This is a genomic window from Janthinobacterium sp. EB271-G4-3-2, assembly GCF_020858035.1.
Lineage (GTDB): Bacteria > Pseudomonadota > Gammaproteobacteria > Burkholderiales > Burkholderiaceae_D > Janthinobacterium > Janthinobacterium aestuarii.
On sequence record NZ_JACYMG010000001.1, the window covers coordinates 1 to 16,489 of the forward strand.

General features: G+C 63.3%; 14 protein-coding genes. 7 read left to right on the forward strand and 7 right to left on the reverse strand.

The annotated features are described in order from the left end of the window. Positions 1 to 379 precede the first annotated feature (379 nt). From IGS55_RS00005 to IGS55_RS00020, 4 genes are all read left to right on the forward strand, one after another. On the forward strand, positions 380 to 1,633 hold the full coding sequence (locus IGS55_RS00005) for an ABC transporter substrate-binding protein (protein ID WP_034757604.1): 1,254 nt from the start codon (positions 380 to 382) through the stop codon (positions 1,631 to 1,633). A gap of 115 nt (positions 1,634 to 1,748) precedes the next feature. Next, positions 1,749 to 2,633 (forward strand): carbohydrate ABC transporter permease, encoded by an 885-nt coding sequence (locus IGS55_RS00010; protein WP_010397323.1) that lies wholly within the window; start codon positions 1,749 to 1,751, stop codon positions 2,631 to 2,633. After that, positions 2,630 to 3,505, forward strand: a complete 876-nt coding sequence (locus tag IGS55_RS00015; RefSeq protein ID WP_034757607.1) for a carbohydrate ABC transporter permease — start codon at positions 2,630 to 2,632, stop codon at positions 3,503 to 3,505. The genes IGS55_RS00010 and IGS55_RS00015 overlap by 4 nt, the downstream gene beginning before the upstream one ends. Before the next feature lie 9 nt (positions 3,506 to 3,514). Next, on the forward strand, positions 3,515 to 4,624 hold the full coding sequence (locus IGS55_RS00020; protein WP_230518729.1) for an ABC transporter ATP-binding protein: 1,110 nt from the start codon (positions 3,515 to 3,517) through the stop codon (positions 4,622 to 4,624). A 65-nt stretch (positions 4,625 to 4,689) separates the two neighbouring features. Here IGS55_RS00020 and IGS55_RS00025 read toward each other — a convergent pair whose 3' ends face one another. The 6 genes from IGS55_RS00025 to IGS55_RS00050 form a co-directional block, all read right to left on the reverse strand. Then, a complete protein-coding gene (locus tag IGS55_RS00025; protein ID WP_230518728.1) occupies positions 4,690 to 5,718 on the reverse strand; it encodes a ParB/Srx family N-terminal domain-containing protein in 1,029 nt (342 codons plus the stop codon). Between the two features lie 99 nt (positions 5,719 to 5,817). Beyond that, on the reverse strand, positions 5,818 to 7,053 hold the full coding sequence (locus IGS55_RS00030; protein WP_230518727.1) for a maltoporin: 1,236 nt from the start codon (positions 7,051 to 7,053) through the stop codon (positions 5,818 to 5,820). 91 nt (positions 7,054 to 7,144) lie between these two features. Then, positions 7,145 to 8,278, reverse strand: coding sequence for an ABC transporter ATP-binding protein (locus IGS55_RS00035; protein ID WP_230518726.1), 1,134 nt, complete (start codon positions 8,276 to 8,278; stop codon positions 7,145 to 7,147). 10 nt (positions 8,279 to 8,288) lie between these two features. Then, the gene (locus IGS55_RS00040) at positions 8,289 to 9,128 is read right to left on the reverse strand and encodes a carbohydrate ABC transporter permease (protein WP_230518725.1); all 840 of its coding nucleotides are present in this window, start codon (positions 9,126 to 9,128) and stop codon (positions 8,289 to 8,291) included. Positions 9,129 to 9,136: 8 nt separating this feature from the next. After that, complete coding sequence (locus IGS55_RS00045) at positions 9,137 to 10,051, reverse strand: carbohydrate ABC transporter permease (RefSeq protein ID WP_230518724.1); 915 nt, start codon at positions 10,049 to 10,051, stop codon at positions 9,137 to 9,139. A gap of 114 nt (positions 10,052 to 10,165) precedes the next feature. Continuing rightward, the gene (locus IGS55_RS00050) at positions 10,166 to 11,428 is read right to left on the reverse strand and encodes an ABC transporter substrate-binding protein (RefSeq protein WP_230518723.1); all 1,263 of its coding nucleotides are present in this window, start codon (positions 11,426 to 11,428) and stop codon (positions 10,166 to 10,168) included. 355 nt (positions 11,429 to 11,783) lie between these two features. Between IGS55_RS00050 and IGS55_RS00055 the strand changes: the two genes are divergently transcribed. From IGS55_RS00055 to IGS55_RS00065, 3 genes are read left to right on the forward strand one after another with little or no spacing between them, the layout of a single operon-like run. Continuing rightward, positions 11,784 to 13,112 carry an ABC transporter substrate-binding protein gene (locus tag IGS55_RS00055; RefSeq protein WP_230518722.1) on the forward strand — a complete coding sequence of 443 codons (1,329 nt, stop codon included), beginning with the start codon at positions 11,784 to 11,786 and terminating at the stop codon, positions 13,110 to 13,112. Further along, on the forward strand, positions 13,087 to 13,800 hold the full coding sequence (locus IGS55_RS00060; protein WP_034757625.1) for a response regulator: 714 nt from the start codon (positions 13,087 to 13,089) through the stop codon (positions 13,798 to 13,800). The genes IGS55_RS00055 and IGS55_RS00060 overlap by 26 nt, the downstream gene beginning before the upstream one ends. Then, a complete protein-coding gene (locus IGS55_RS00065) occupies positions 13,793 to 15,256 on the forward strand; it encodes an ATP-binding protein (protein WP_230518721.1) in 1,464 nt (487 codons plus the stop codon). The genes IGS55_RS00060 and IGS55_RS00065 overlap by 8 nt, the downstream gene beginning before the upstream one ends. A 12-nt stretch (positions 15,257 to 15,268) precedes the next feature. Here IGS55_RS00065 and IGS55_RS00070 read toward each other — a convergent pair whose 3' ends face one another. Then, the gene (locus IGS55_RS00070) at positions 15,269 to 16,489 is read right to left on the reverse strand and encodes a hypothetical protein (RefSeq protein WP_230518720.1); all 1,221 of its coding nucleotides are present in this window, start codon (positions 16,487 to 16,489) and stop codon (positions 15,269 to 15,271) included.

Here is a 16,489-nt window from a genome sequence, read left to right on the forward strand (position 1 = left end):
TGGAACGATGCGGCCACCGCCTCGGTCAATGCGTCGAACAACGGCGGCCCGATCTACAACAACAATACCAGCGGCACCTCGTACGGCTTCCAAGTCGAAACCTGGTTCTAAACACCGAACCAAACGGTTTTGTTCAGTGTTGACGTTTGTAAGTGCAGATCAACCTGGCGCATCCTTCGCGGATGCGTTTTTGGCGCCGTCCCGTGATATAAATACGCAGTAAGCATGTCATGGATCACGGCGCCGTCTTTACACCAAGATGATGCCCGTTTGCAAGCGGGTCTGAGCACAAGAGCGCCGGCACAGGCGCAGATTTCACCTTTTTCGGCCCCCGTATGCCGAAGCCCCCTAAAAGCTTGATCAAAAAAGGAATGTGGAGATGAAACTGAAATTCAAGATTACCCAACTGGCCGCATTGACCACCCTGGCATTCGCCGGCAGCGCCTTTGCGACCGACGTGGAAGTGTTGCACTACTGGACTTCCGGCGGCGAAGCGAAGTCCGTGGGCCAGTTGCAGCAAATCGTGAAGGAAAGCGGCTTCGGCTGGAAAGACTTCGCCGTGGCTGGCGGCGCTGGCGAAAATGCCGCGACCGCACTGAAAACCCGCGTCATTTCCGGCAATCCGCCGACGGCCGCCCAGATCAAGGGCCCATCGATCCAGGAATGGGGCGCTGAAGGCGTGCTGGCCAATATCGATGATGCCGCCATTCCAGGCAAATGGGATGCCGTGCTGCCGAAAGTCGTCGCCGACATCATGAAATACAAGGGCCACTACGTTGCCGCTCCCGTCAACGTCCACCGCGTCAACTGGATGTGGGTCAATCCGGAAGTGCTGAAAAAAGCCGGCGTGGCCACCACCCCGACGACCTGGGATGCGTTCTTCGACGCGGCCGAGAAAATCAAGAAGTCGGGCGGCATCGCGATCGCCCACGGCGGCCAGCCTTGGCAGGACGCCACCGTGTTTGAATCCGTCGCGCTGGGCGTGGGCGGCACGGAGTTCTACAAGAAAGCCATCCTCAAGCTGGATCAGAAGGAATTGACCGGCCCGACGATGCTCAAGGTGTTCGACACTCTGGGCAAGGTGAAGACCTACATCGACAAGGATGCGGCAGGCCGCGACTGGAACCTGGCGACCGCCATGGTCATCAACAACAAGGCCGGCTTCCAGTTCATGGGCGACTGGGCCAAGGGCGAGTTCACGGCCGCCGGCAAGGTGCCGGGCAAGGACTACCTGTGCGTGGCAGCGCCTGGCACGGACAAGGCCTACACCTTCAACATCGATTCGTTTGCCATGTTCACGCAAAAGGATGCGAATGCGAAGAAAGGGCAGATCGCGCTGGCCAACGCCATCATGAATCCGAAGTTCCAGTCGATCTTCAACCTGAACAAGGGTTCCATCCCCGTGCGTTCCGGCGTTTCCAAGGACAAGTTTGACGCTTGCGCCCTGAAATCGATGGAAGACATGGACGCCACCAACAAGTCCGGCGGCCTGGTGCCGTCGTTTGCCCACGGCATGGCGCTGCCATCGGCCACGCAAGGCGCCGTGACCGACGTCATCGCCAAGTTCATGAATACCAACATGAGCTCGAAAGACGCGGTTGCCGCCCTGGCCAAAGCGGCAAAAGTGAAGTAATCACGACGGCGCCGGCACTCCCGCCGGCGCCCGCTGCATCGCATGCATCGCAGGCGTCCGCCCTGGCTTCGGCCAGGCCGGCGCCACACGCAGTTTTTACTTCTACGGCTGTCCTATGTCCATACGCAAGCAATTCGACCGGTGGATACCGCAGATGGTGCTGGGCCCCACGCTCATCGCCAGCCTGGTATTCGTCTATGGTTTTATCTTTTTGACCGGTTGGCTGTCGCTGACCGAATCGCGGCTGATGCCGAACTACGAGTTCGCCGGCCTGGTGCAATACGTCGAGCTGTTCGACAACGAGCGCTGGTGGACCTCGCTCAAGAACCTCGGCATCTTCGGTGTCCTGTTCATCGGTTGCAGCATCGCCATCGGCCTGTTCCTGGCTATCCTGCTGGACCAGAAAATCCGCGCCGAAGGCGCGCTGCGCGCCATCTACCTGTATCCGATGGCGCTGTCCTTCATCGTCACCGGCACGGCGTGGAAATGGATGCTCAATCCGAGCCTGGGCCTGGAAAAGGTCATGCACGACTGGGGCTGGACGTCGTTCACCTTCGACTGGCTGGTGAACTCCGACATGGCCATCTACACGGTGGTGATCGCCGGCGTATGGCAGTCGTCGGGTTTTGTCATGGCCCTGTTCCTGGCCGGCCTGCGCGGCATCGACGATGAAATCATCAAGGCGGCGCAAGTCGATGGCGCATCCTTGCCGACGATCTACTGGCGCATCGTGATTCCCGCCATGCGTCCCGTGTTCTTCAGCGTGCTGCTGATCCTCGCGCATATCGCCATCAAGAGCTTCGACCTGGTCATCGCACTGACGGCTGGCGGACCTGGCAACTCGTCGTCCGTGCCGGCCATCTTCATGTACCAGTTTTCCTTCACCCGCGGCCAGCTGGGCCTGGGCTCGGCATCGGCAATGATGATGCTGGCCACCATCGTGGCCGTGCTGGTGCCGCTGATGTATCTGGAAACGCGCAGCGCAAAGGCGATGAGATGACACACACTCCTACACGTAACAACAAACTCACCCTGGGACGGGTGGTGTTATACCTGCTGCTGATCCTGTTCGCGGTGTACTACATCGTGCCCCTGTACGTGACCCTGTCGACGTCGTTCAAGTCGCTCGACGAGATCCGCAGCGGCAACCTGCTGGCCTTGCCGCACGTATGGCAGTTCGATTCCTGGTCCAAGGCCTGGTCTTCGGCCTGCACGGGCGTCACCTGCGACGGCATGCAGCCGTTCTTCTGGAACTCGATCAAGATGGTGATTCCCGCCGTGCTGATCTCGACCTTCCTGGGCGCCTTCAACGGCTATGTGTTCGCGCACTGGCGCTTCCGCGGCTCGGAAATCCTGTTTGCCGCCTTGCTGGTGGGCTGCTTCATTCCGTTCCAGGTCGTGATCCTGCCGATGGCGCGCTTGCTGGGCGAATTCGGCCTGGCCAATACCACCACGGGCCTCGTCTTCGTGCACGTGGTGTATGGCACGGCGTTCACGACCCTGTTCTTCCGTAACTACTACATCGGCGTGCCGGAAGAACTGATCAAGGCGGCCCGCATCGACGGCGCCGGCTTCTTCCTGATCTTCCGCAAGATCGTGCTGCCGATTTCGGGTCCGATTTTCGTCGTCTGCATCATCTGGCAATTCACGCAGATCTGGAACGACTTCCTGTTCGGTATCGTCTTCGCCAGCGGCGATTCGCAGCCGATCACGGTGGGCTTGAACAACCTGGTCAACACGTCCACGGGCGTGAAGGAATACAACGTCAACATGGCCGCCGCGGTGATTGCCGCGCTGCCGACCCTGCTGGTCTATCTGGTCGCAGGCCGTTATTTTGTGCGCGGTCTGACCGCAGGCGCAGTCAAAGGTTAAGGAAAGAATATGTCCAGTTTATCGATACGCAGCATCCGCAAGGTGTACACGAATGGCGTCGAAGTCCTCAAGGGCATCGACATCGAGATCAAGGACGGCCAGTTCCTGATCCTCGTCGGCGGCTCCGGCTCCGGCAAGTCGACCTTGCTCAATATGGTGGCCGGCCTGGAAAGCGTCACCTCGGGCGAAATCCTCATCGACGGCAAGGTCGTCAACGACCTGCCGCCGAAGGACCGCGACATCGCCATGGTGTTCCAGTCGTACGCGCTGTATCCGTCGATGACGGTGCGCGAAAACATCGCGTTCGGCTTGAACGTGAAAAAAGTGCCGAAGGCGGAGCAGGAAGAAATCGTCGCCCGCGTCGCCGAAACCCTGCAGATCACGCATTTGCTGGATCGCCGTCCGGCGCAGCTGTCTGGCGGCCAGCGCCAGCGCGTGGCCATGGGCCGCGCCATTTCGCGCAAGCCGTCGCTGTTCCTGTTCGACGAACCGCTGTCGAACCTGGACGCCAAGCTGCGCGTGGAAATGCGCGCCGAGATCAAGCTGCTGCACCAGCGCCTGAAGGCCACCATCGTCTACGTCACGCATGACCAGATCGAGGCGATGACCATGGGCGACCTGATCGCCGTCATGAAGGATGGGGTGGTGCAGCAACTGGGCACGCCGCAGGAAATCTACGACAACCCGGCCAACCTGTTCGTGGCCGGTTTCATCGGCTCGCCATCGATGAACTTCATTACCGTCAAGCCTGTCATCGAGGGGAGCGAGGTGTTTGTCGCCATCGAGAACGCGGGCAAGAGCTTGCGCCTGGCCTTGCCGTTCGCCGCCGACAAGCTGCGCAGCTATGCGGGCCGCGACGTGATCCTGGGCGTGCGTCCGGAACAGATCACGGACATGAGCAGCGCGCACGGCGACGTGGGCCAGGAACTCGGTTGCCTGATCGACCTGGTCGAGCCGACCGGCCCCGACACCTTGCTGACGACGCGTTTGAACGGCGCGGCCGTGACTTGCCGCACGCATCCGCGCGAAGCCGTGCTGCCGGGACAGACCATGCAGCTGTCGTTCAACCTGTCGAAAGCGGCCCTGTTCGATCCGGCCAACGGCGAACGCATCGCCTAAGCGTTGTATCCAGAAACGGCCCGCTTGTCGCATGACAGGCGGGCCGTTGTCGTTTACGCAGCCGCTTATTGCGCCAGCGATTTTTTATAGGCGATGGCGTGGCGCAGCTTGCCCTTGTCGTCGATCAGCTCATCGAACGCTTCCCGGTTGACTTCCCGCAGGGCGCCCAGTTCGCGCGCGCTCTTGCCGCCGCTGACGATATCGTCCGGTTGCAGCGCCACCATCGCCTGCGCGGCCAGCAGGACCGCATTCGCATACGCGGCGGGATCGCGCAGGTCGACCCGTACCAGGTCCAGCGCCGGCATGCCGCGCAGCCAGTCGGCCCAGTAAAACTCGAGAAATTCCGTGGCGTGCTCCGGCGGCTCGTAGCCGATCCCGCGCGTAAAGTAGACGAGCGAGCGGTATGGGTCGTCGCCCAGGGACTGCAGGCCGATGGCGGACGGCAGCTGCCGCGGCGTGATGGCCTGATTGCGGCCATTTTTCAGCCGCACCTTGTTTTCCTCGCGCATGCGCGTCCAGAACGCCGCTTCGCCCAGCGCGCTGAAATTGTCGCTGACCTTGACCCAGACTTTCATTTGCCGATTGCGCCCGCCGTCGGCCTCCCAAAATGTGGAAAACGTGTGGTGGCCATCGGTCAGGTACACGATGCCGCGCGGGCCGATGACGACGGTCTTCATGTCGCCCGGACGGCTGCCCACGGCCGCCTTGCAGCGGTAGCCGGCCGGTGGCGCGGCCAGGGTGGCGCCAGGCACATTGGCCGTGTTGGGCAAGACGTCGCCCTGGCCATTGGCTTCGCACAGGTCGGCGAATCTCTTCGGCTTGGCGATGTCGGCGAGGTGCTTTTCCTCGGCCGCATAGCGTCCCAGCTTGTAATACACCTGGTCGTAGCCGATGGCCGGCTGGGTCGGATGCAGTTCATCGAGGCGTACCTGCAGGATGCGCGGATGGGCGGCGCTGCCCACGACGGTCGCCATCAGCGCCTGCTGGCGCGCGCTCAGGACCGGTGCCGGCGCGACGGCGGCGTCGCGGGCCCAGGCCATGCTGGTGAAAACGAGGGCCAGCGCGGCGGCGGCCCGGGGGAATGCGGCGTGCATGCGGCCTCCGAAGTGAGCGGTATGGCGTGCAGCATAGCGCGGCACGCGATTTCGCGCAGTCCGATAGGCGCGTGCACTGCGCCATATCAAGACAGCTTCCTAAAACCACGTCTCCACTTGCAGGCCGAACGAGGTACCGCTGGTGGCGTTGCCATACACGGGGCCCGATTCATTGGCCTTGTTGACGGCGGCCGTGGCGGCGTCGTTCCATTTGCCGTAGGTGACAAAGGCGCGCAGCTCGGGACGCGACCAGTAACCCTTGCCCGCCGTCAGGGTGGGCGCGAAGGTCAGCTTGGTCAGGCGCTGCGCGGCGCCGCCCGTGGGCGAGGTCACGCGGTCCGTGCCCAGTTCGAACTGCAGCTTGAAGTTGTCGTTGACGGCATATACGGGGCGCACGCCCAGGGTGGTCCAGGTCGAGCTGCCGCCCGTGGCGTCGGATTTGTCGCGCTGCACGATGGCGATCATTTCCGCGCTCCATTCCGGCGTCGGCTGTATCCACAGCGAATTGAAGATGCGCAAGCGCGTGACGTCGCTGCCGTTGCGGATCGAGCCCGTCGTGCCCATGCGGTTGCAGCACTGGCCGCCGGCGCCCGTGCCCGGCCCGACGCCGTACTGGATGCCGAAGGTGTTGGCGCCGCCCCACACTTTATCCTGCTTGTGCAGCACGGTGGCTTGCCAGCCGCTGTGCGAGGTGCTGTCCTTCTTGTCGGGCGTGATCAGGGTGGTCAGCACTTCCAGCGTGCCATCCTGATTGATGGGGATGCCCTGGTAGACGAGGTTTTGCCGGATGGCCGAGTTGCCGGGCTTGTCGTTATCCTTGAAGAAACCATAGCTGATGCGGCCCGGTCCCAGCTTGTACTGGTCGATGCCGCCGCCAGTGCCGTTCATATTGATGTATTGCAAGTCCAGCATGTGGATGTCGGGACGCATGTAGTAGCGCTTGCCGATCCAGGCCGTGCCGCCGTTGAGGATTTCGATGTTTTTCGCTTCCACGTACATCTTCGACATGCTCAGGTCCGAATCGCTGACGGCGGAGCTGGGCGTATAGGCGGCCACCATGATATGGCCGACGAAGCTGACGCCGTTGGCCGACTTGGCCATTTCCTTCTGGTATTCGAATTCGCCATAGGTGTCGCATTCGTTGCCGAGCCGGTAGCGCATGGTGTTGCCGCCCAGGCCGTAGCAGCTTTGCGGGCCGCGGCTGTCCGTACTCGAGCCGAGGCCGGCGCGGAAGTAGCCGTGGTATTCGCCTTCGGCATCGCTGGCGTGGGCGGCGCCGCAGGCCAGCAGCATGGCGCAGGCCAGGGCCAGCGAGGTCTTCATCGGGTGTTGCATACAATCTCCTTGTCGTTATCAAAATGCGTGCTTGGGCACGTCGTACCGGATCGCTGCCGATCCAATCGGGGAGCTGTCTGGGCGGAAAGGCTCAGGCGGCCAATATCTGTTTCGATGAAATCAGGTTGCCGGGCTGGCGCCGCGTGCGCGCCACGCCTTGCGCATCGAACAAATGGAAGGCGCTGCTGGCGGCCGAGACTGTGAAAAGCTGGCCCAGCGGCACGCGGTTGTTGCCGTCGCCGCGTATCACCAGTTCCTGGCCGTTGTCCAGCGCCAGGTAGATAAAATTGGCTTCGCCCAGGTGTTCCACCAGGCTGACGACGCCCTGGAAGCGGGCGCTGCCGTCGCCGTTTTCCAGGATGTGTTCGGCCCGCAGGCCCACCGTGACGGCGTCGTCCGGCAGCAGGTCGGCCGGATCGACGAGGGCCGTGATTTCCTGGCCGCTGGCCAGGGCCACGCGCACGCCATCGTCCTGCGCGGCGACGACCTTGCCCTCGAAGAAATTCATCATCGGCGCGCCGATGAAGCCGGCCACGAAGCGGTTCGCCGGCTGCTGGTACAGTTCCAAAGGCGTGCCCGCCTGCTGGATATGGCCGCCATGCATGACGACGATCTTGTCGCCCAGGGTCATCGCCTCGACCTGGTCGTGCGTGACGTAGACGATGGTGGCGTTCAACTGGCGGTGCAGTTTGGCAATTTCCAGGCGCGTCTGCACGCGCAGGGCCGCGTCGAGGTTCGACAGCGGCTCGTCGAACAGGAACAGCTGCGGTTCGCGCACGATGGCGCGGCCGATGGCCACCCTCTGGCGCTGGCCGCCCGACAGTTCGCGCGGCAGGCGTTCCAGCAGGTGGTCGATCTTCAGGATGGCGGCCGCGTGGCGCACGCGCTGGGCGATGGCTTCCTTGCTGGCGCCGGCGATCTTCAGGCCGAACGCCATGTTGCGGTACACGCTCATGTGCGGATACAGCGCATAGCTCTGGAAGACCATGGCGATGCCCCGTTCGGCCGGCGGCAAGTCGTTGACAACCTTGCCGCCGATGGACAAGGTGCCTTGCGAAATGCTTTCCAGGCCGCACAGCATGCGCAGCAAGGTCGATTTGCCGCAGCCGGAAGGGCCCACCAGCACGACGAATTCACCGTCGCGGATGTCGAGGTCGATGCCGGCCAGCACATTGTGGCGGCCGTCGTAGGATTTGGTCAGTTGTTGCAGGCTTACATGGGCCATGGCGCACCTATTATTTGACCGCGCCGGACGTCAGGCCGCGGATCAGTTGACGAGAGAAAATGACGTACATGACGAGCACGGGAATGACGGCCAGCGATAGCGCCGCCAGTACCGAGTTCCAGTCCGTCACGTATTGCCCGATGAATTGCTGCACGCCCAAGGTGACGGTCTTGGTGCGGTCCGATGGCGCCAGAATCAGCGGGAACCACAGGTCGTTCCAGGCGGGAATCATGGTGAATACGGCCACCGTGGCGATGGCGGGGCGGATCAGGGGCAGGATCACCTGGAAGAAGATGGCGAATTCGCCCACGCCGTCGCAGCGCGCCGCATCCTTCAATTCGCGCGGCACCTGGCGCACGAATTCGGACAGAATCATCACGGCCAGCGGCAGGCCCTGCGCCGTGTACACGAGCACCAGCGCCGTCAAGGTGTTGATCAGGTCGAGCCGCACCACCAGTTCCAGGATGGAGACCGTGCCCAGGCGGATGGGGATCATGATGCCCAGCGCCAGGTACAGGGTCAGCAGGCGGTTGCCCGTAAACGTGTATTCGGACAAGGCCCAGGCCGCCATGGCGCCGAACAGCACGATCAGCAGCAGCGACAGCAGGGTGACGAACAGGCTGTTGCCGAAGTACAGCAGGAAGTCGGAATTGGCCAGCACCTTGTGAAAGCCCACGAGCGAAAAGGTGGAGGGCGTGGGCAAGGCCAGCGGATTGTCGAAGATGGCGGCCCGCGTCTTGACTGAGTTGATCAGGATCAAGACGATGGGAAACAGGGCGATGATGGTGTAGCCGGCCAGGATCGCATGCACGGCGGCGCGGCCCAGGGGGCGGATGGAAACATTGCGCATGGCGGCCCTTACAGTTCGTAGCGTGTCAGCTTGCGCTGCACGAAAAAGAAATACACGCCCACGCCCACGAGGATCACGAGGAACATCATGGTGGCCACGGCAGCGCCCATGGTGGGGCTGCCCAGCTGGGCCTGGTAACCGAAGAAGGTGCGGTAAAAGAAGGTGCCGAGGATGTCGGTGGCGTAGTTCGGTCCCGCCAGCGCGCCTTTCACGGAATACACGAGGTCGAAGGCATTGAAGTTGGCGACAAAGGTGAGGATGGTCACCAGCCCCAGGGTGGGCCAGATCAGCGGCAGCTTGATTTGCCAGAAGATGCGCATGGCGCCGGCGCCTTCCGCGTGGGCCGCCTCGATGATTTCCTCGGGCACGGCCAGCAGGGCCGCATAGATCAGCATCATGGGGATGCCGATGTATTGCCAAACGGAAATGAGGGCGATGGTCAGCAGGGCCGTCGATTCCTGGCCCAGCCACGGCGCGAAGTAACTGCCGATGCCCACGCCATCCATCAGCGACTGGCCCACACCCCACAGCGGCGACAAGATCAGCTGCCAGATGAAGCCGATGATGACGACGGACAGCAGGGTGGGCAGGAAGATCAGGGTGCGGTAGCTGCGCTCGCCCTTCAAACCCTTGAGGCTGAAGAGGGTGGCCAGCAGCAGGCCGATGGGATTTTGCAGCAGCATGTGGATGAGGAAAAACTTGCAGTTGTTCCACATCGCATTCCAGAAACTTTGCGACCATTGCGGGTCGAACAGGATGGTGGCGTAGTTGGCCAGGCCGGCAAAATGGTGCTGGCCGCTCTCATCGGTCGTGTACAGGCCCAGGCGCAGGGTATCGGCCAGGGGCAGGGCGCTGAACAGCGAGTAAATGACCAGCGCCGGGGCCAGGAACACGAGCACGTGCCATGGGAAAGTTTTTTTCACGGCGAAACTCCAGACGAAGAAAAGCACCGGCGGCGAGGCCGCCGGCAAAACCGTGCCACCGGCTGCCGCATCGCACTGCTCAGGCCGGTTGCTCGGGGAGGGTAGACGTGGTGATTACTGTTGCGGCTTGTACCACTTGGCAAAGCCGGACTGGATCTGGCGCGCCGCGTCTTTCGGCGCCAGCTTGCCGTTCAGGACCTGGGCATTGACGTTCCACAGCTCGTTTTCCATGCTCGGCTCGCCACGGTTGAGGATTTGCGCGTTCAGGCGGATGGTCGAGGCGCAACTGGCGCGCCAGCCGTTCATTTGCTTGGCCAGCGGGTCCTTGATGGAGATCAGGTGGTTCGACAGCGAAAAGAAGCCCGTCACCTTGTTGGTGTAGATGTCGGCGAATTCCTGCGAACCGAGCCAGGCGAGGAATTTGTAGGCGTCTTCCTTGTTCTTCGACTTCTTGTTGACGCTCATGCCGATGTCCGTGTGGTCCGAGATATAGCACTTGTCGCCGGCCTTGCGCACGGGCGGGTTGAAGGCGCCCAGTTCCAGTTCCGGGTCTTGCTTGAAGTAGGCGATGTCCCAGGAGCCGGATGGGTAGATGGCGGCCTTGCCCAGCGCAAACTGGTTCTGGCTGTCGCCATAGGTTTGCGCGCTGGCGCCCTTGGACAGGTAGCCGCCCAGGCGGGCCTCATATTCCCAGGCGGCGACGAATTGCGGATCGGTAAATTTGGCCTTGCCGGCGATCAGCGCCTTGCGGCCCTCTTCACCCTTCCAGTAATTGGCGCCGATGCTGGTAAACACCACCTGGTTCGCTTCCCACTGGTCGGCCGTGCCCAGGGCCAAGGGCGCATATTTGCCGCTCTTTCTGACCGTTTCCAGCACCTTGAAGAATTCCTCTTCCGTGGCGGGCGGCTGCAGTTTCAGTTCGCGGAAGATTTTCTTGTTGTACAGGAAGCCATGCATGACGGACGCGATCGGCATGCAGAAGGTGTCTTTGCCATCGTCCGTCTGCCACGCCACCTTGGCCGAGGCGGGGAAGTTGTCCATGCCGGCCTTGCCGTCGAGCTTTTCCAGCTGGCCCCGCTTGTACAGGGCCAGCGAGACGTCGAACGGGCGGCAGGCCAGCAAGTCGCCGGCCGTGCCGCCGCTCAGGCGCGCGTTCAGGGTGGAATCGTATTCGGTCGGGGCCGTGGGCGAGAACTTGATCTCGATGCCCGGATGTTTTTTCTGGAAGGCGGGAATGAGCACCGTTTCCCACAGGGTCTTGTCATCCACGCGCCAGCTTTCGATGGTGAGCGTGCCCGCCTGTGCGGTGCCGCTGACCAGCAGCAGGGCCAGCAATGTATTGCGCGCGGCCACGCCGCCTTTTGCATGCAGTTGCATGTCGTCTCCTTGTTGGTGTTGGTCTTGTTTGGCTGCCTGTTACGCTGCAGTTGGCGGACAGTAGCATCGGGGGAAATGTGACGCCAGCGTCCGGCATTGCACCGGCGACTCTCGCCTATCCTGTTGATTTAAAAGCATAAATTCATACTTCGCACATCTGCCTGCTTACCTTTCCTTACCGATGTCCGCTGCCGTGGCGCACCGCGCGGGGCGTCGGGCGCATGGGGCTCCTTGTGCGGTGCGCAAGGTAGCGCAACAAAAGCTCACGTTTCTTTACAAATCAGGGGACTAAATTACCAACCTGCTGTTTTGTAGTTGGGCTATAGTTTGTCGCGACAAGAACAAGGGGACAGGATTGAAGACGCCGCCGCACAGCACCGCCGACCGCCACGCCGGGGCCGCCCGCCGTCGCGGCGTGGCGGCGCTGGCGCTGCTTGCCTTCATGTGCAGCGGCGTGCCCGCGCGGGCCGAAGCGCTGCAGGTGCTGCACTGGTGGACCTCCGCCGGCGAACGCCGCGCCGCCGACGTGCTGGTGGCGCGCCTGGCGCAGGAAGGCGTCGAATGGCGTGACGCGGCCATCGCGGGCGGCGCCGGGGTCGGCGCGGGCAAGGTCTTGAAGAGCCGCGTGCTGGCCGGCAAATCGCCGGAAGTCATGCAGCTGATCGGCTATACCTTGGGCGAGTGGAGCGACCTGGGCTTGCTGCTGCAACTCGACAGCGTCGCCGCCAGCAACAACTGGCGCGCAACCATGTATCCCACCGTGTGGGGCTTGTTGCAAAACCGCGGCCATACGATGGGCGTGCCGGCCGGCATCCACCGCATCAATACCCTGTTTTACAACCGCAAGATCTTCCAGCGCCTGGGCCTGGCCGTGCCGCGCAGCTGGAGCGACTTCGAGCGCGTGGCCGGCAAGCTGCGCCAGGCCGGCATCACGCCGCTGGCGCAAAGCAGCGAAGCGTGGCAGGTGGCGACCTTGTTTGAAACGCTGGTGCTGGCTGAATCGGGGCCCGCGTATTACCGCGCCCTGTTTGTCGACAAGAAAGCCGAGGCGTATGCGGATCCGCGCCTGCGGCACGCCTTGCAGCGCTTGAGGTCGCTGAAACAATGGATGGGCACGCCGCTGCGCGAACAGGGCTGGCCCGAGATGGCGCGCCAGGTGGGCGATGGCGAGGCGGCCATGTATATCATGGGCGACTGGGTCAAGGGCGAGCTGAACGCCTGGGGCCGCGCCACGGACGAGGTATTCGGCTGCGCCGCCGCGCCCGACACGGGCGACTACCACCTGTACAGCATCGATACCCTGGCCATGTTCGCGTCCGACTACACGCACCAGGGCGCGCAGGAAAAGCTGGCGCAGGTGGTCGCTTCGCCGCCCGTGCAGCTCGAGTACAGCCAGGTGAAGGGGTCGATTCCCGCCTTGCGCCAGGCCGACCTGTCTCGCCTGGACAGCTGCGCGCGCGCCTCGGCGCAGGCATTCGCGCGCGGCGCCGCGTTCCAGGCGCCCAGCCTCGTGCACCGCATGGCCACCGATGAAACCAGCAAGGATGCCATCATCGCCGAAGTGCACCGCTATTTCCTGAACGAGACGATCAGCGCGGCCGACGCCCAGCGCCGCATCGGCAGCATGTTGCAGGCGCTGAATAAAAAAGGACGAGACCATGTCACGCAAAATCCTCGTCGTTGACGACGATCAAAAGACCCGCATGCTGTTGAAGGCCTACCTGGAAAAGAACCAGTACGAGGTGGGCCTGGCGCATGATGGCGCCACCTTCCTGGCCGAATTCCACCGCCACGTCGACAGCCTGTCGCTGGTGATCCTCGACGTGATGCTGCCGGACACGGATGGCTTTGCCCTGTGCAAGGTGGTGCGCGCCCGCTCGAACGTGCCCATCATCATGCTGACGGCCAGCTCCGACGAGACGGACCGGGTGGTGGGGCTGGAACTGGGTGCCGACGACTACATCGCCAAGCCCTACAGCCCGCGCGAATTGCTGGCGCGCATCAAAGCCATCCACCGCCGCACGGGCATCGACGCGGCCGCGCCGCCCCGCTATTACCGCTTCGTCGGCTTCACCCTGGACACGCTGGAGCGCACGGTGACGGATGCCGATGGCGAAGCGCTGCAGCTGACGGGCCTCGATTTCCAGCTGCTGCGCTACTTTGTCGAGCATCCGGGCGATATCCTCGACCGCAGCGTGCTGTGCGAACAGACGCGGGGGCGCGACGCGGGGCCGCTCGACCGCTCGCTCGATGTGCAGGTGAGCCGGCTGCGGCTGCGCCTGAAGGACGATGGCAAGCAGCCCATGCTGATCAAGACGGTGCGCGGCGCCGGTTATGTGTTCTCGGCCGACGTGAGCAGTGGGCATGCCTGAGCGGGGCGTGCGCCGTCTGCTCGAGCGTCTGCTGCCGCCATCGCTGCTGGGCCGCCTGTCCGTGGTGATGGTGGCCGGCGTGCTGGCCACGCAACTGGTGGGCAACCTGATCTGGGCCACGCAGTTGCGCCGCGATTCGGCCGTGGAGGCGCGCATGGCGTCGCAGCACCTGGCCCGCAGCGCCGCCAGCACCATCCGTTTCTTCCTCAGCCTGCCGGCCAACTACCGCCCCATCCTGATCCAGCAATTTCGCGAGATGGGCGGCACCCGCTTCTTTGTCAACGTCAACCAGAGGCCGCTGGCCATCCGCGAAATCGCCCCGCACGCGCTGGCCGATACGGTGGTGGCCACGGTGGGCGCGGCGCTGAAGAGCGACTTGCCGCAGCTGGCCGGCTACCGCGTGGGCTTCGCCTGGCCGAGCGACCTGGTGGTGGCCGACAGCGGCGCGCACATCGGCGACTTGCCGGAAAACTGGGTCCAGCACATCTTGCTGCTGAAACCGAATCCCGCGCCCGTCCTCGTGATCCAGGCCGAGCTGGAGCCGGGCAACTGGCTGTACCTGGCGGCACTGATGCCCAACCCGTATTTCTTGCAAAGCAGTAATCCGTGGACACTCGACCGGGTATTGCTGCAAGCGTTGTCGCTGGCGGCCGTGCTGCTGCTGTCGATTCTCGTCGTACGCTGGACAACACGGCCGCTGGCGGCCCTGTCGGACGCGGCCGAAGCGTTTGGCCGTGGCGAGACGCCGCCGCCCCTGCCGCAGACGGGCAGCCGCGAGTTCGTGCAGACGGCGCGCGCCTTCAGCGGCATGCGCGAACGCATCCAGCGTTATCTGGAAGACCGCGAACGGCTGTTCGTCTCGATTTCGCATGATTTGCGCACGCCCATCACGCGCCTGAAATTGCGCACGGAATTGCTCGACGACGATGTGCAGCGCAACGAATTCCACGATGACCTCGATGAGCTGGACATGATGGTCAAGGGTGCGCTGCAATGCGTGAAGGATAGCGATATCCATGAAAACGCCACCGAGGTGCGCCTGGACCCCTTGCTGCGGCGCATGGTGCGCGGGACACAGCTGGCCGGCCATGTCGTGCATTACGTGGAGACGGACCTGAGCGTGAAGGCCAAGCCCCTGGCCCTGAAGCGCGCCATCGGCAACTTGCTCGACAATGCCCTGTTTTACGGCAAGACGGCCCACCTGTCGGCGTGCCGCGAGGGCGCCGACGTGGTCATCCGCATCCGCGATGACGGCCCCGGCGTGGCCGAAGAGGCGTTCGCCAGCCTGTTCCAGCCCTATGTGCGCCTGGAGCATGGCCGCGAGCAAAACGCGCATGGCATGGGATTGGGGCTCGGTATCGCGCGCAGCATCGTCCAGGCCCACGGCGGCGAGCTGACCCTGGCCAACCACCGCGACGGCGGCCTGGAAGCGACCATCCGCCTGCCGGCCCAGTAAGCGACGTCAGCTTTACCCGGCCAGCAGTGCGCTGGGCACGCGCGGCGAGGACATCAGGTCGCGGAAGGCGGCCCAGTGCTCGGCGCGCGTGGCGCCCTGGCGCTCGACATAGGCTTTCGCCATGTCCTGGCCCAGGTTGTAATTGATGACGTACGCGCCCATGGCGTCGTAGAACTGCAGGCGCTGCGCGGATTTCTCGGCCGGGTACAGGCGCACGTTGACCAGCCATTCCAGCGCTTCTTCGCGGCTCAGGCTGCCTTCGAGGTAGTGGCGCGCGATGTCGTTGTCGGCATAGCCGAGTTTGGCCAGCAGCGCGTTGAGTTGCGCATAGCGGGGCGCCAGCGCCGGGTCGAGGCCGGCCAGCGGGTACAGCACCTGTTGTTCGAAAGCCAGCCGTTCTTCATCCGTAAAACTCAGTTCGATGCCGTAATTGGCCGTGCCTTCGGCGATCAACGATTGCGGCGAATACAGCGGATAGATGCAGTATTCCATCCAGCCCTTGCCGCGCACCAGGTCGCGCTCGAGCAGCACGTTGTAGACGTGGTGGCCCGGATAGGCTTCGTGGCAGCCGAGATCGACGGCGCGGTCGATGTACACGGGCAAGTCCGTATTGATCTGGATCACGCTCTGGTAGTTACCCTTGTACCAGTTGTAGCCGCTCCATGGCTTGTCGGTGACAAATTCCAATATGAAATCTTCGCCTTCGGGCAGGGCGATGTAGCGCAAAGTGCGCTCGCGTCCCGCGCGGATGGCCGCATCCATGACGGCGTGCAGCTTGCCGGCGGGAATGATGAGCTGTGCGCGCAAGGCGTTGACCCTGTCGCTGACCGTGCCGTCGCCAGGCAGCAGGGCGTCGATCTGCGCCACCAGTGCTGCATAGTATGCGCGGCTGTGATGGGGCGAGACGGCGTCGTACAGGCGCGCGCTTTCCGTATCGAAATCGAGGCGCGATCCCTGCAGCATCTCCGCGCGCGCCATGACGGCTTGCAGCTGCTTGCGCAGGTTGGCGGCGCGCAGGCAGGGGGCGTCGGCCAGCAGGGCCAGCGCCTTGTCCGTCGCGGCCTTGATGTCGCTCAAACTCAGTTGCTGGTCTAGCGCCTCCTGTTGCCATGCGGGCGGGCCGTAATAGGCGTCCACATACGAGGCATCGTGCTGGCCCATGGCCAGGACCAGCTTGACGTAGTGTTCGGCCACGCCGGCGAGAGTAGGGGAGTTGCTGTCGTTGTTTGTCAT

Bases quoted from the DNA above. Each gene is read 5' to 3' on its own strand.
- IGS55_RS00010 (WP_010397323.1), top strand. From the start codon at position 1,749: ATGTCCATACGCAAGCAATTCGACCGGTGGATACCGCAGATGGTGCTG.
- IGS55_RS00005 (WP_034757604.1), top strand. From the start codon at position 380: ATGAAACTGAAATTCAAGATTACCCAACTGGCCGCATTGACCACCCTG.
- IGS55_RS00040 (WP_230518725.1), bottom strand. From the start codon at position 9,128: ATGCGCAATGTTTCCATCCGCCCCCTGGGCCGCGCCGCCGTGCATGCG.
- IGS55_RS00035 (WP_230518726.1), bottom strand. From the start codon at position 8,278: ATGGCCCATGTAAGCCTGCAACAACTGACCAAATCCTACGACGGCCGC.
- IGS55_RS00050 (WP_230518723.1), bottom strand. From the start codon at position 11,428: ATGCAACTGCATGCAAAAGGCGGCGTGGCCGCGCGCAATACATTGCTG.
- IGS55_RS00065 (WP_230518721.1), top strand. From the start codon at position 13,793: ATGCCTGAGCGGGGCGTGCGCCGTCTGCTCGAGCGTCTGCTGCCGCCA.
- IGS55_RS00070 (WP_230518720.1), bottom strand. From the start codon at position 16,489: ATGACAAACAACGACAGCAACTCCCCTACTCTCGCCGGCGTGGCCGAA.
- IGS55_RS00015 (WP_034757607.1), top strand. From the start codon at position 2,630: ATGACACACACTCCTACACGTAACAACAAACTCACCCTGGGACGGGTG.
- IGS55_RS00020 (WP_230518729.1), top strand. From the start codon at position 3,515: ATGTCCAGTTTATCGATACGCAGCATCCGCAAGGTGTACACGAATGGC.
- IGS55_RS00030 (WP_230518727.1), bottom strand. From the start codon at position 7,053: ATGCAACACCCGATGAAGACCTCGCTGGCCCTGGCCTGCGCCATGCTG.
- IGS55_RS00025 (WP_230518728.1), bottom strand. From the start codon at position 5,718: ATGCACGCCGCATTCCCCCGGGCCGCCGCCGCGCTGGCCCTCGTTTTC.
- IGS55_RS00060 (WP_034757625.1), top strand. From the start codon at position 13,087: ATGTCACGCAAAATCCTCGTCGTTGACGACGATCAAAAGACCCGCATG.